Annotated in this window: 9 protein-coding genes; 5 read left to right on the top strand and 4 right to left on the bottom strand. The window is 51.0% G+C overall.

Annotated elements, in window-relative coordinates; all coding sequences use genetic code 11:
- Positions 1-507: 507 nt before the first annotated feature.
- A complete protein-coding gene (locus P9L94_19745) occupies positions 508-3,399 on the bottom strand; it encodes a hypothetical protein (GenBank protein MDP8246327.1) in 2,892 nt (963 codons plus the stop codon).
- A 180-nt stretch (positions 3,400-3,579) separates the two neighbouring features.
- Here P9L94_19745 and P9L94_19740 point away from each other — a divergent pair, with 180 nt between their 5' ends.
- The 3 genes from P9L94_19740 to P9L94_19730 are packed head-to-tail and all read left to right on the top strand — an operon-like array spanning position 3,580 to position 7,522.
- Positions 3,580-5,265, top strand: coding sequence for a carbon starvation protein A (locus P9L94_19740; GenBank protein MDP8246326.1), 1,686 nt, complete (start codon positions 3,580-3,582; stop codon positions 5,263-5,265).
- 59 nt (positions 5,266-5,324) lie between these two features.
- On the top strand, positions 5,325-6,338 hold the full coding sequence (locus tag P9L94_19735) for a cytochrome c peroxidase (GenBank protein MDP8246325.1): 1,014 nt from the start codon (positions 5,325-5,327) through the stop codon (positions 6,336-6,338).
- An 11-nt stretch (positions 6,339-6,349) separates the two neighbouring features.
- Entirely contained in the window at positions 6,350-7,522 is a 1,173-nt protein-coding gene (locus P9L94_19730; GenBank protein ID MDP8246324.1) for a c-type cytochrome, read from the top strand.
- Positions 7,523-7,605: 83 nt separating this feature from the next.
- On the opposite strand, the gene P9L94_19725 is transcribed toward P9L94_19730, so the two are convergent.
- Both P9L94_19725 and P9L94_19720 read right to left on the bottom strand, forming a co-directional pair.
- Positions 7,606-8,265, bottom strand: coding sequence for a zf-HC2 domain-containing protein (locus P9L94_19725; protein MDP8246323.1), 660 nt, complete (start codon positions 8,263-8,265; stop codon positions 7,606-7,608).
- 38 nt (positions 8,266-8,303) lie between these two features.
- Complete coding sequence (locus P9L94_19720) at positions 8,304-9,095, bottom strand: RNA polymerase sigma factor (GenBank protein ID MDP8246322.1); 792 nt, start codon at positions 9,093-9,095, stop codon at positions 8,304-8,306.
- 218 nt (positions 9,096-9,313) lie between these two features.
- Between P9L94_19720 and P9L94_19715 the strand changes: the two genes are divergently transcribed.
- Both P9L94_19715 and P9L94_19710 read left to right on the top strand, forming a co-directional pair.
- Entirely contained in the window at positions 9,314-12,040 is a 2,727-nt protein-coding gene (locus P9L94_19715; GenBank protein ID MDP8246321.1) for a two-component regulator propeller domain-containing protein, read from the top strand.
- A gap of 272 nt (positions 12,041-12,312) precedes the next feature.
- Positions 12,313-13,110, top strand: coding sequence for a penicillin-binding transpeptidase domain-containing protein (locus P9L94_19710; protein ID MDP8246320.1), 798 nt, complete (start codon positions 12,313-12,315; stop codon positions 13,108-13,110).
- Between the two features lie 52 nt (positions 13,111-13,162).
- On the opposite strand, the gene P9L94_19705 is transcribed toward P9L94_19710, so the two are convergent.
- Positions 13,163-15,310 (bottom strand): hypothetical protein, encoded by a 2,148-nt coding sequence (locus P9L94_19705; protein ID MDP8246319.1) that lies wholly within the window; start codon positions 15,308-15,310, stop codon positions 13,163-13,165.
- Positions 15,311-15,444: the final 134 nt, after the last annotated feature.

Below are 15,444 nucleotides of genomic sequence, written 5' to 3'. Positions count from 1 at the left end.
CAGGAGGTTCGCCCTCCCCACATCATTCGAAATATTGGTGGGTTATTACCTGCCGTTCATGATGATTGAAAGATTGCATGGTGGGCTGCCGTGATCCCCCCAGGTAATTATGAAACCAATGCCGTCGCGGTGAATGCCCCCCTTGAAAAAAGGGGGGTGGCGTCGAAGACGCCGGGGGGATTATGGCGCAACGCGTTGCGACATATCCCTTCTCCCTCTGCAAAAATTCACAGGTTCTCCCCCCGAAGTTCGGGGGGAGTTAGAGGGGGGTTGGTTTTTTTTGAAATGCAGAAAACGCTGTCGGCTTCGCCGCCAGTCAACCCCCGCCTAACCGCCCCCAATCTTTGGGGGCGGAACTTATCCAAGCCCTCACCCCAACCCTCTCCCAGTGGGGAGAGGGAGCAAACTTTCGGTATTATCCGGCTCACCAGGAGGTTCTCCCTCCCCATGACCAATGAAGCGAGCAAGCCAAAGACTGAATCCTCCCGAACTTATTTACAACAAAAATCAATTCGCGTAATAAATTGAAAGCGGGGGAATGGTGAGGCGGCGGGTGTCGTTACTGACCACCTTGGCCTCTTCATTCAAGTTGAGGTATACGTTGTACCCGCCCTGCGGCGAGACCAAAACCCGGTTCGCCTGACCGTCGGGCGGCAAGGTAAATTGATAGCGCGGGTCCAAGATGCTTGGGTCTTTGACAACAGACTGAATCAGGTTCACAAACACCCATTCGCTGACGTATTCCGCCGGGGCGATGATGGTGGTTCCCTGCCCCACTTCGCGCATCCACGAGCCGCGCAATGCTTCGCGGGCGAACCCTAGCGAACGCGGATCGTCCTGACTCGATTCCTGGTTTTCGAGCGATTCGCCGCGCGGCAATAAGGCCGCCTGGCTGACCGCCATGCTGACGCGGAACGATTGAGTCGCGCCTAAAACTTCGCCGGTGCGCCACAATTGCCCGCGCATCATCAGTTCCATTTCCGGCTTGCGCGGTTTCCAATCGCTTGATAAATCCTTCGACCAATGAGTGACGCCTTTGCCTTCGATGTCGCCAAAATATTCGCGGTCAAGAAACACTTTGATGATGTTGCCGCTCGGAATATACCCTTCGACGTGCAAGGTGTAATCCTTACGCGGTTGAATCGGCAATACAATCGAGCCGCGTTCGCCCATCCAGCGGAACGAAGGCAATTCAAGACCGTAGGCGCCTTCTTGTAAGGGGCGGCCCCATTTTCCTGAAATGAATTGCTGGTCGCCGGGCGCGCCCAGTTTGACTACGCGGCGGTCGGTTATTTTATAGGGATTGCGGTTTTGCGGCTCAACGCGGCTGCCGCGCGGCAGAAACACCCACTCGTCGCCCCGGCGTTCAAGTTTCACGGCAAAGAGGCGCTCGTTGATGCTGCGGTCGCCGTCGAGAGATTGCCAGGGGTTGACCGCATACGCGAGCAGCGCCGAGCCGGAACGCACCAGCTGCTCCATGGCGACCAGCCCGTCCTTCGTCCAAACTTCGCCCCAAGGAACAAACACCAACGGATATTCGGACGACGAAACAGACGACAAGCCGGCTTCGTCAATCACGTCGAACGCGAAGCCTTCACGCATTTCACGAATGATGCGGTCGAACTCTAGCGCCTGTCCGCTGGCGAGCGCGGCGCGGGGCGCGATGACCGCAATGCGTGGGCGCGGACTCCCATTGCGCCAATGGTTCATCGCGTCTGCGTAGATGTTCCAGCCGCCCTCTTGGGCGAGGTCGTCTTCCGTCACCACAAAAGACGTTCCCCCGTCAGAGATGAGCGAATAGATGCCGCCCATCAGACTGCGGCCTCCAACATTGCCTTTAAACCGCAAACCAAACGGCGCGTTGCGGCTGCGGCATGATGTGGCGAACAATCGCCATTGCCATGATTCCGCAGGCAGTTCGTCGCCCGTCACAAATAGCAGCGTCGCGCCGCGCGACGCCGCTAAGGCGGTGAAATCCTGCAAGTCGACGGCGGAATAGACGGCGTCGTCGCCCACTTCGATAAAAATTCGCGCACTGGGAAACACGTTTTTGGCTTGCATGAGAATATGAGACGCGAGGGTGGTCATTTGTTTTCGATACCAGGTCAGCGTTTCTAAATTGCGGCGCGGCGCGTTGTCTTCGCTCCATTCAGGCGTGACTTGGGACCAATTGGTATAGTTGGTTTTCCAAGCGGCGTTGAGCGAATTCACCGAAGGATATAGCGCGTGCATCGTTTCAAGAAAATCAGCCTTGGCGATGGGGTCGCCCGCCCATAAATCCGGCCAGCCGCTCCAAGCGCCGCGTTCGCTGGAGAGCAACAACGGCCCCCAGTCGCCAGCAAACGACAACACCACCGCCGGGACGCGAAGCGTGTTAACGTCACGGCGCATCTCAGAGAAGATGCGCGAATAAATGTTGACGGATTCCGGTTCCCACAGCGAGAGCATCGGCCCCTGCCCATTGCGCTGCGTTGCCATCGCCCGCTGCAGCGTCTTAATGTATTGGCTGGGCAGATGCGGCAAATGGCCAATCTTGAAACGCGGGACCCAATTGACGTCAAGCGCCCGGCATTTATCTAAACGGTCCGCATACGGACTGAAATTAAAATGCAGCGCATTATCAGGCGTTTTCGAAAGATCAATGTCGTCTATCAAATTCGGAGCGCCCCAGGATTGATATAACCGGGCTTTTTCTTCCAAGACGCCATCCGACGTCCAATCCGCCTGCGAGATCGACGAACCAACCGAAACGCCCACCCATACATTCGCGGGGACGTTCACTTGGTCTTGATAAAACTGGCGGCTGACGGTTTCGCCTTGCGTAAGCAATTGACGAGGCGGCAATTTCGATATCCCCACCCGCCGAATTGGAATATTCGGACAAAACAGGCGGAAATCGGTCCCGCCTTCCATCGCGTGGGTTAGGTTTGCGTTTGACAGACTAAACACGTGTTGCTGCCAGAAACCGCTGTCGCCGAGAAAGATGCGGTCGCGGCGGCGCTGCGCCATTTCGCCCTCTCCCATCACATATTCGATTTCGAGCGCGCCCTGGCCTTCATCAAAAAATTGCACGGAGACGAAAAATGTCCCCGTCGCCGATGTGATTTTTTCGCTGTCGGTTTTGAAATATAACGCAGGCTGTTTCGACGCTTCGGAGGGAAGCGCTCCCAGAAAGCCTTTTTCTTTGCGCGTTTCGACTTCGTATCCCGCCGGGAGTTCCAGCGCCAGGCCAAAGGCGATTTTGGGTTGAGTGAATTGGATAAACGCCTCTGGATGTCCGGTTTTTAACATCGCCATCGGGTTTGGACGCCGGGGCGCCTCCAGCGTTTGCGCACAGACCGCATACGTAGAACTGAGAAGAACGAGAATCCCCAAGAGATAATAGACTTGACGCATCATGCCTCGAATTCATTTATAATTTTGTCTCTTATTACAGTATAACGAATAATAAGCCAAACCGTCCGGCGTTAGGCGTTTCATTTCGCATGAATTTTAGTGAATTGAACACAAAATGACAGCGTGATAGAGTATTGCATTGTCGTGCTCTGTTATTCAACTGATTTTTGGGGAGAACCTGTTATGAATGTTTTGTTTCCCGTCATTGCGTCCTTTATTGCAATGTTTCTCGGCTATCGGTTTTATTCTAATTATCTGGCGAAACATGTGTTCCGGCTGGATGACGCCAATATCACCCCTGCAGTCTCCATGCAAGACGGAATGGATTACGTCCCCACGCGAAAATCGGTTGTGTTTAGCCACCACTTCGCCTCAATCGCCGGTCTATCGCCCATCGTCGGCCCTGCCATTGCGGTGATATGGGGTTGGCTGCCCGCAGTGATCTGGCTGGTGGTCGGCGCCGTCGCGATGGGCGCCGTGCATGACTTTTCCGCGCTGGTGGTTTCGATACGCCACCAGGGGCGTTCTATCGGCGACGTTTGCGAACAGTTGATCAGCAAACGGGCGCGCATACTCTTCCTGCTTATCATTTATATCGCCCTCGCATTGGCGATGGGTGCCTTCGCCTCAATCGTCGCCAACCTGCTTCAAGCGCATTCCGATACGTTCCAAACATATCCCGAAGCGTCGTTGCCCGCCATTTTGCTGATCGGCGTCGCAGTCGTGTTCGGCGTCCTCATGCGAAAAAATATCATCGGGCTGCTGCCAGTCAGCATCATGGGCATCCTGTTGACGTTCTTGTTTATCTGGTTGGGGACGCTGTTCCCGATTCTTTTTAGCAAGACGACCTGGGTTTACTTGCTCTTGGGATACGCGCTGACCGCGTCGGTTCTGCCCGTGTGGCTGCTGCTGCAACCCCGCGATTTCATCAACACGCTATCGTTATACATTGGCCTCGGGCTGTTGTATTTCTGCGTATTTTTCTTTGCGCCCACATTCAGCGCACCCGCGATTAACCACGGCGTCGAGAACTTGCCGAGTATGTTCCCATTATTGTTCGTCACCATCGCGTGCGGGGCCGTTTCTGGTTTCCATAGCGTGGTCTCTTCTGGAACCACCGCCAAGCAACTTGAAAAAGAAACCGATGCGCGCGCGGTTGGCTACGGCGGGATGATTGCGGAATGCTGCCTGGGGCTGATCGCCGTGATTGCCTGTTGCGCGGGCGTCAGTGCAGACGAGTGGAGCGCACACTATGGGCAATGGTCGCAAGGCGGCTTGTATGGCAGCATCACCTTCTTCGTGATAGGCGGCGCCAATTTCATCTCAAAATTGGGCGTCCCGCAAGAATTGGCCGCCACCTTCGTCGCTCTATTGATTGTTTCATTCGCACTCACGACACTTGATTCTGGAACCCGTCTGCTGCGATACAACCTTGAAGAACTCGGCGCGACATTCAGAATTCCAGGGATGAACAACCGCTTCCTCTCTTCCACTTTGGCCGTTGTAACCGTCTGGTATTTCGCAACGTCCGCGTTCGGCGCCAATTTATGGATTCTGTTCGGCACCGTCAACCAACTTCTGGCGGGCCTCGGCTTGTTGGCAGGGACTGTCTATCTGTTGCGCCTGAAACGTAATATCTGGGTAACGGCGCTTCCGATGATTTTCATGCTTGCGGTAACCCTGTACGCGATGACTCTGAACCTTCAAGGGTATATTGCTCAAGGACAAACGGACCGGATGATCGTCGGCGGCATCATCATGGCGCTCGCGGTCGGGCTGATTTTAGAAACGATTTACTTCTTTTATCAATGGTGTTCAGGAAATATTAAAATTGAAAATCCTTCAGAAGAATCCGCTTCTAAGACATGACTTTCTTATGACATTTTGCTAGGATATTTCTAAGTATACGTTCATAAGGAGAACTCATCATGAAGATGAATTGCATCCGTAAGTCTCTCGCGGCACTAACACTTACAGTTGTAGGCGGAGCACTATGCTTATCTGTAACAGCAGGAACGCCCTTGCAAGTCGATCCACCGCATGGATTGCCCCCGCTTCCCGTTCCAAATGACAACCCGATGACAGTCGAGAAAGTCGAATTGGGCAAGATGCTCTATTTCGATACGCGGCTCAGCGTTGATAACACGGTTTCTTGCGCCAGCTGCCATATCCCCGAAAATGGCTATGCGGAACCCCGCGCCACATCAAAAGGGATCAAAGAACAAATAGGCGGACGCAACGCCAATCCTGTGCTCAACTCAGCCTATGCGACATCCATGTTCTGGGACGGACGCATGGAGCACCTGGAAGCGCAAGCCGCCGGCCCGGTCGAAAACCCCATTGAAATGGGCGCTGATATGAATGTAGTTGCGAAGAAGATCGCTAGTGTTCCTGAATATAAAAAGCGCTTTCAGGACGTATTCGGCAAAGCCGCGAGTAAAGACACCATCACCAAAGCGATTGCAGCGTTTGAGCGCACCCTTCTCAGCGGCAACTCGCCTTACGACAAAGGGACCATGAGCGCCGCCGCCAAAAAAGGCGAAACGTTATTCAAAGGCAAAGGGCTTTGCGCCACCTGCCATACGCCGCCGATATTCTCAAACTGGGGCTTCTATAACGCAGGCATCGGCATGGACAAAGCCACTCCAGATATTGGCCGCATGGAAGTTTCCGGCATCGAAGCCGACAAAGGCGCATTCCGCGTCCCCCATCTTCGCAATGCCAAAGAAACCGGCCCGTATTTCCACGACGGCAGCGTTGAGTCATTAGAAGAAGCCGTCCGCATCATGGTTGGCGGCGGCAAAGACAACCCCAGTCTTCACCCGCTGTTCCGCGCCCTGAAAGCGCAGAAGTTCAGTGATGCAGAAATTGACCAGTTGGTCGCTTTCATTGAAGCGCTCTCTGGTGAGTATCCTATCGTGGAAGCGCCGAAACTTCCCTAAGGAGCGAGTGGATGAAACACGTCCTCTTATGGGTCGTGCAAGTTTTAATCGTACTCTTTCTCGCTGGCGGATTGGCCTCGCTTTTGGGGCTTATCCGCCGCGATGATAATTGGCGACGGGCGGGCTTGTGGTTAATGACCCTCGCAGGCCCCTTGAGCATGGCCGCTTGTTGGAAGATGCAGCTATTGTTTCGCGAAGAAGACGCCGTCTTCTGGTCGCGACTGATGGCGGGCGACCTCGCCCAGTTATTTTCTTATGGCTCGCTTGGCGTGATTGCCGGTTCCGGCTTGGCGCTGGGCGGCCTGTCATTGAGCAAGCGCGCCTTGCCGCTGTTTAGCGGCGCCGTGTTCTTCGCCTGCATGTGGTACATCATTTACCTGCACCCGACCCCGCATTACGTCCCGGTTGAGCCTTGGCAAGATAAACTCGCGTGGTTCATTTTCGTCGTTGGCGGCGCGGGCGCCTGTATCGTCGTCTTTTTACTTTTAAAAGAACGCCTGAAAATCTTTCGAGCGCCGCTTTCCGCTTTGGCTGGCGTCTTCTCATTTCTCAGCATTCTTCTCGTCACGGGTTATGACATGGCGCAGCGGCCTTTGCCTTTGGCTGCAATGGACGCTGAAACGCGGATCCATGCGACAGGCTGCCTTGCCTGCCACACCATGAATGGCGAGGGCTTCCCCGAACCAGGCGGCGGATTGGAATCAGTCGCCAGCCGGACAGAAGACGTTGTACTCGCCTTTATGACCAAGCCGGACGCAGCCTCAGCGAAAGAACTGGGCATTCGCGAAAACCCGACCGGAGAAATGGCGGGCGTTGTGTTAACCATTGAAGAAGCCACCTTGTTGACCGAAGCCATGACCCGTTTGTTTGAAATTCAGCCTCCTGCAAGTCTGGGCGCCGAATTTGAACGCGTTGAAATCCTACTGACAGAAAAAACCTGTCTGGCGTGCCATACGCTCAATGGCGAAGGCGCACCCGACGGAGGCATCGGCGGCGCGCTTGAATCAGCCGCTGTTATGGAACTCGAACAATTAACCCAATGGCTAATCGAACCTACGCTCGAAAACGCAATGGAATTTGAAATTGCCGATTTTGCCACAGGCGCGATGGCCTCGTTTGCTCTACCAGAAGAAGACGCCAAACTCATGGCGGAATGGATCAAGACCTTAACGCCCGTAGAATAAGATATAAATTCCAAACGAAGCATCAAAAAAAGCCCCTGCTGATTCAGCAAGGGCTCTTTTTTTGTATAGATTGAATTGAAGTGTTATTGCCCGAGATAAACGCCGTTGGCCATCGCGGTTGGTTGATAAGAAATTGCAACGACATCGTTGGTGGGAACCACGCGGCGCGGCGTAAAACCGCCTTCCGTTCGCGTTTCGTTGTCCCGGTCGCCCAAGGCGACAAACGTCTGCAAGCGCTCTAAGTCTCTTGTGTTTGATTGTAATGCGTCATCAATTGGGCTCGCCGCAAATTCAACCAGCCGCGCTTGAGTTGGCTCGTTTGTTGATTGGTCGGCGTCCGCCAGGCGTGAGTTGGCAGGTGAATTCATGGTTGATTGCCCGCCCTGAAAGGCCGCGACGACCATAACCATCGCCACTGCCGCAGCGGCGGCGAATTTAGACGACTTCGCCAATGTGCGATTGGCCTGATGCCAATAGGGCTTGGCGCGCTGCATTAATGAGACCGGTTGCCGGTTGGCCTGGATGCGGTTCTTCAAGACGTCAAACCGGGGTTGGACGGCAATGTCTTCGTCGCGCCAAACATCGAGCGCCCACCAGGATTTTTCCAACTCAAGCACTTCACGCCGACAGTGGCCGCAGTTCGCCAAATGGCGTTCAACCACGCCGCGGTCTTGGGCGCTTCCATTTCCCGACGCATAAGCCGAGAGCAATTCATGATTAAATGGGCATTTCAAATTTGTCATCGTACTCGTTTCCAGCATTATCCTTATTTGTTGTAATGTTAGGCGTATTCACCTAACAAGGGTTGCAAAATATCCCGTAGTTTTAAATGGGCGCGGTAAGCCCGTTGTTTAATCGACTCCGGCGTTGCGTCTAAAATTTCCGCGATCTCGACGTACGAAAGTCCTTGGTACTTGTTAAGAACAATGACTTCGCGTTGTTCGTCTGATAATTGGTTGATCGCGTTCTTGATGGCCTCTTCGTCGATCTTGTTGGCGAAAGCGTCGCGCGCATCGCCGCCTTTGTCTTTGACATTTTCGAGAAACGAGCCTTGATCTTCGCCGTTGCGATCGCGAAAACTTGAATCGGCGTACACCATGCGGTTCCAGTAGCGGCGTTTTTCATCAATGCTCAGATTGCGCGCAATCCGGTACATCCATGAGGTGAATTTAGACCTGGGCTGCCAGGACATGCGGTTGTTATAGATCCGCAAAAATGTTTCCTGGGCCAAGTCCTCCGCCAAATCGCGACGCTGCACCATGCGAAGGATGAACAAAAAGATCGGCTGATAATATCTCGCGTATAGTTGTTCTAACGCTTCTTCTTTGCCTTTTTGGCAATCCAGCATCAACTGTTCATCGCTGATACTTTCTTCGAAGCAATTAGAACGACCCTCCTGCTGGTCCGTAACGGTTCCCTCAATGACTCCCGAATTGGACGTGGGCCAGGCGCTGGCTTTCCAGGCGCTGACGGTTTGCGTATTGGCTGCACCCACCATCGTATCAGAATTGCCGCGGGGCGTTTCCGCCTTGCGGTCCTTTCCTTGAGATAAATGATTAGAATTACCGCTCATATAACGCAGAAGTCCTTTTGAGAGTAACGAAACAATTTGCCAAAAAGCAAAAACTACTTGATTTACAGTATATAGCCAGCCAGAGTCTCCGGCAACTAAATTGCGAATCCATTTAAAATTTCTTTGAAATAATAGTTGCATATTGATTTCCCTAAATTACACTAAAGCATAGAGATATTTATATTCTGACAAGCATAAACATCACATGTATCGACTATATGATTATTCAACGGCTTCTATCGGCTATATTATGCCTCTTCCTGGCGCCTCAGTTCGTATATTCAAATATTCCAATTCGTTGTAACCACATCACCACTCTGGACGGGCTTTCCAATAATTCGGTTCGCGCAATTGCTCAAGATCAAAATGGATTTATCTGGTTTGGAACAAATGAGGGATTAAATCGTTATGACGGAGTTAATTTTACGATTTTCAAATATGACCCTTATGAAATAGATTCTCTATCCAGCAATCTTGTAATGTATCTTCTCGTTGATCGTCAGGGCTTTTTGTGGATTGCGACTGATGATGGTTTAAACCGTTGGGACCCCGCGACCGGTAAAATAACGCGTTTTCCATCAAGCGCTCCAAGCCATGACCGGCCTGGAGCAAATTTTATTCTAACCTTATTTGAAGATTCGCTTGGGAGAATATGGGTCGGAACCGTCAATGGATTACGCGTTTTTTCACATGAAACGAATGAGTTCAAAAATTATTATCATGACCCGAATGACCCGGCGACGCTCTCGCTAAGCCATATCAATGATGTGTTTGAAGATCACAATCACACCATCTGGGTCGCCACTCATGGAAAGGGTATGAACCGTCTCAATGACGATGGAGAGACGTTTACCCGCATCATGCCCGACCAAGACGACCTGACGCCTTCGATCCCATGGACGCCGACTTGCATCTATGAAGATTCCAAAAATCGCTATTGGGTCGGAACCTGGGACAAAGGGTTGCTCCGCTTCGATCCAGTGAACATGTCCTTTGAACCAGTGGATGAAATGCGCACCGTCAATGTCCGGTTTGTTCGCGAAGATCAATACGGAAATCTCTGGGTAGGAACGCTGGGTAACGGTTTATATTACCTTGATGCATTGTCCGAACAATTTTCTGTTTATCAATCAGACCCCATCGTTGACTCTGGTTTGAGTTCAGACAAAATCTACTCATTCTTTCAGGACAGAAACGAACTGTTTTTTGTTGGAACCGCCAACGGTGGAGCCAATACCTTCAGACATCCTAAATATCAAATCCAACACTACCAGCCAAACTCTATCTCAAACACCAGTTTATCTGACAAGTCAATTACTTCGATCCTAGAGGCATACGACGGCATCGTGTGGATTGGTACGCAAGATCATGGACTCGACCGCTTCGATCCCAGCACCGGCGAATATAAAAACTACATTTATGCAACAGAAGAGAACAAACCCCATATCGACACCGTTGTCGTTAATTACATCTATTCGATAAAAGAATTGGGAGATGGCAGGCTTTTAATTGGTACGCTTGGGTATGGACTGGGCGTATTTGATCCAACAACTGAACAATTTAATTTCTTTTACGGTGAAGAATCGCTGCCCTACATCGGTTACCACAACAGTATTAAAGACATTGTTATTGATAAGCAAAATCAGATATGGGTATGCAACGACAATGGATACGTCCTTTGTTTGGATACAACATTTAAAATCAAAAAAATATATGGAGACAAACCAAATACATTTAGTTACCCACGCTTAACGGCGCTTGAGTTCCAAGACGACCAAAACCTTCTAGTCGGCGCAGAAAGCGAAGGCTTGAATTTATTAAACATTGAAACGGGTGAAATTTCATACTTCAAACATGATCCATATAATCCAGACAGCATTTCAGACAATACGACCTGGGATATATTGTCCGATCATCAAGGTCAAATCTGGATTGGAACCGATGCAGGCTTAAACCTCTTTCATCCTAACTCAGGTGAATTTGAAGACATCACTGAATTGCACAAATTCCCCAGCAGAGCGGTTCTCGGCATCGTTGAAGATAATAATGGCAACCTTTGGCTAGGAACAAACCGTGGGTTGGTTCGCTACGATCCAAGTATAAACAAAGCGGATTTATATCGTCATCATAATGGAATACAAGGTTATGAATTTACTCCAAGGTCCAGTTTTGTAAGTTCTAACGGAAAGTTATATTTTGGCGGTAATTATGGTTTTAATATTATTGACGCAGATACCTTCCGAGATTACCCGAACCGCTCACCCATATTATTAAGCAATATTCGAATAGAAGGAGAAAAGTATCCAAGCGATCCATTGATATGGAAAACAGATTCATTTGAATTGCCCTATTCAAAAAATGACCTCGCCCTCCGTTTTGTATTGTTGGATTACACAGTCTCTTCTAAGAATACGCTCGAATATAAAATGGGAGACTCAAACGATTGGATGGCAATTAACAATTCACAAGAAATCCTGTTTGCCGATATGTCTCCAGGAAAACGAAAACTTATTATTCGCGGCGCCAACGCGGATGGAACCCTGGGCTCATATACAAAAGAATTAACCGTAACAGTGCTGCCTCCCTATTGGATGACTTGGCAGTTCCGAACGCTTGCAGTGTTTGCCGTCTGTATTCTGATCTATCTAGGGTATAAATCGCGCGTCAGGCGCATTGCAAAACATAACGAAGAACTCAAAAATGAAGTCGAGGAGCAGATTGCGCGCCTGAAAATCCTCAGCGGACTGATGCCAATCTGCTCGTATTGTAAGAAAGTGCGTGACGACACTGGTTATTGGAACCAAGTTGAAGCGTATATTCAGGCGCATAGCCAAGCGGAATTCAGCCACGGGATATGCCCCGAATGTATGGAAGAACATTTTTCAGAATTTTCTGATCTAAAATCAAAAGAACAGCGCAACAATGACAACGAACACAAGAATTGAGATTCATCCGGTAAGTGAGTATTTGCACTGATGGATGGTCATGATTTTGATTATGAAAACATATCCCGGCGCATTAAAAATTGACAAATCAAATCAGGCATGGGCGCAACTCTGGGAGCGCCTGTGCATAAGGGCCTGAAAGCCCGCACTGAAGCGAGCAGAGTTGTACCCATGCCACATGCAGCGAAATCTCAATTCAATTGATAAAAAAAGTATCCAATTTACGGAAGAACCAGAATTGATTGACACGATTCATTAAAAGCGAGGATCGAGTGAAACGCTATCCATGTTTTTTGCTTCTCTCAGTTTTGCTTCTCTTAACACCGATTGCTGTGTTCGCGTTTGACGCCGATGCGGACGTATCCAGTTTACTTAAAGGGTTCGATGGTTGTTTTGTATTGCACAACCTTCAATCCGGGCAAACATTAAAGCACAATGCCTCCCGTTGCGATCAGCGGATGCCTCCCTGCTCCACGTTTAAAATTCCACATGCGTTAGTCGCGCTCGAATTGGGCGTCGTCAAAAACCCCGATGACGTCGTAAAGTGGGACGGCTCGCCGCAGATTTTTAAATCTTGGGAACGCGACCACAACCTGTATAGCGCAATCGAAAACTCGGTGGTCTGGTATTTTCAACGCATCGCAGAAAAAGTTGGCTACGAAAAAGAGCGCGAATATTTAGAGAAATTTGACTACGGCAACAAAAATGCAGACCGCAACCTCACATCATTCTGGCTGGACCAAGGCCCCTTAGAAATCACTGCGAACGAACAGATTGCCTTTCTCAAAAAGTTTCATGAAAACACGCTGCCCGTTTCTCAGCGCTCATTCGAGATCGTCAAAAAAGCGATCCTCTTCAAACAAACCGATGAGTATATCCTGCGAGGCAAGACGGGATCAGGACGCTTTGAGCAGGGCGGCGGCTTCGGCTGGTACGTCGGCATTCTCGAATGCGGCGACGATGCGTATTTATTCGCGACCAACATCGAAGGCGCTCAAAACGCGAGCGGGAAAACTGCGCGAGAAATCACAATCAAAATCTTGACAGAGTTGGAAATGCTTGATGGATAGAATGCCCTGAAAAATACCACAAGCGGAACCCAACCCCGAGACTTTTTTTCAATTACTGGCAGATCCAATACATGTACGAATCAAAATAGGGAAAGCGGCTGGTTCCTATATTGCGCACACGAACGCGAAGCGAATCTGTTTGAATGGCTTCGGCGGGAACCGTAAATACGATCTCATACCAATTCCACGGCGTTCCCTCGACGGTCCATTCGCCCAGGTAAACGCCGTTCACTTCGACCGCCATACGGAAGTCAAATGAGTCAGTCTCGCCCTCATTATCGCAGGTGCGGAGGATGAGTTTTGCTTCTTGATTTGGAGCAAGCCCTGAGAACGTGAACGACTCGGCCCCATTGATACGCCGTCCGGCATCGACAATATCATAGTCATAGATACTGCCGTCCGCCCAAAGTTTGGGGATCAGATTCACGACTTCGTTTTCAACGCCCGGCCATTTCTGGTCAATTTCTTCATGGTAGCCAAAATTTCGCCGGAACGGGTTCGCCACTTTTGGAAAGCGCCCGTCGCGCAATTCAAGCGCATAGCCGTGTTGCTCTTCATCCATCACATCCGCGATATCAATCGAATCGACCACATGCCAATCGTCTTCTAACGTCGCATCGCGCGGCGCGGTTTCATGCCCCGAATAGAGCCAGTTGATTTCATACACGGTCTTACCGAACGCCGGGTCGAACGGGTCGGGAAACCGTACGCGGGGGCGATAAAACAAATCAAAGCGGCGGCTCATTTCTTCAAACCAACTGGGAAACACCACCGCAAATTGCGGACGTTTTTTTTGAGGCAATCGCTGCATGCGTTCGTACAATGCGCCCTCGCCAATGCGATAGGCCAACGTGGTTTCATTTGAAATCAGCCCGACCAAATCAAATACTGGCAACGCTCCGTAAAACGCCAGCGCCCCCGCATCATTAATCGCGAGCGATGCCCCATTCAAGTTCGTTGCCGCCCATTCGGCAGCCTGACGTTGTTTCTCGGCGATGACGGTCGATTCATGCGCGTATCGCGAGGCCCATGCCGGTAGATAAGGCGAAACCAACAGCGCAATCAAAACAACCGTCGCAATTACCGGAGGAGCGGAAGGAATCCGCATGGAGGCGTAGATCGCTTCGAGTCCGATTACGCTCCACAAAAACAACCAGGGAATCATCGGCGCCAAATAGCGAAAGTTATGCAACTGCCAGACTTCCAACGTCGCCACCGCAGCGAACACAATCAATAGCGGCAAACCAGCAAGTACGCCGAACCAGCGTTTTGCAGGCGTTTGTGAAAATGCGTAGGCGATGACGCCGACAACAGCGAGCGCCAAAGCGCCGGGAAACATAAACTCGCCCATGCGCGGAATGACCGAAGGCGCTCCCATATAAAATTTAACGATCTCAATCGCATTCACAGCGCACTCGCCCAATCGTTGCGCGGCGCTTTTGATGGGATGATAGAGCAGGCTCTTAGCCATCAGGCTATTGCCGCCCCAACGCCCCATCGCCATGCGATAAAACAACGGCGGACCAAAAATGGAGGCTCCAATAAAAAATGTCGCGAACACTGTTTGGCTTGGATGACTGAATAGGCTCTTTATGTCTCGACGCCAGATGCGACGGGCAAGCATCAATCCAACACACGTCACGGCGATCAATACGCCTTCGGGGCGCGTTAAAGCGAGCAGCCCCATTGCTACGCCCAGCCGCGCCCGGTTGGGGCTGGGATGAAACACCTCACTCATCATCCAGAGAAACAAAGCGGTAAATAGCGCAATCTCCATCCCGCTCCAAAACGCCCAACCCAAATGGCCGGAAAGCAAGACCAGCGCCAACGCCGCCCAGCCGGCCCGCACCGAGCCGAGATGTTCACCACAGCGGATGAGAAAATAAAAAATTGCGGTAATGGAAGCGAAAGCAATCAGCAGCGCCCAAAGCACCAATCCGTTTTGTTGGAACCCCAGCAGCCAACCAATCGCGAGTAAATGCGGGTATAAAAAACTGGTCGCGCCTCCGCTGACCGGGTCGGCGTCTTGATACTGGAAGTAATAACCACGCGCAATTTGTTTGCCGTATTGCAGGTGAATGAAGGAGTCATCCAGCGGGAACGACAGCTGCTCATGCAGGCTCCGTTCCGCGCCGATGAACAACGCGCCTTGCAGACACGCAAATAGCAAACAAAGCGCTATTTTTGTAGTATTCGACATTTATGATTCTACCGTAAATTGGATACTTTTTTCTTTCGCTGCATTTGGCAAGAGTACAACTCTGTTCACTTCAGTGCAGGCTTTCAGGCCCTCATGCATAGGCGCTCACTGAGTTGCGCCCATGCCTGATTTGT

Origin of the sequence: Candidatus Hinthialibacter antarcticus (assembly GCA_030765645.1) — a bacterium.
Lineage (GTDB): Bacteria > Hinthialibacterota > Hinthialibacteria > Hinthialibacterales > Hinthialibacteraceae > Hinthialibacter > Hinthialibacter antarcticus.
This window is presented reverse-complemented; position numbering and strand designations above follow the sequence as displayed.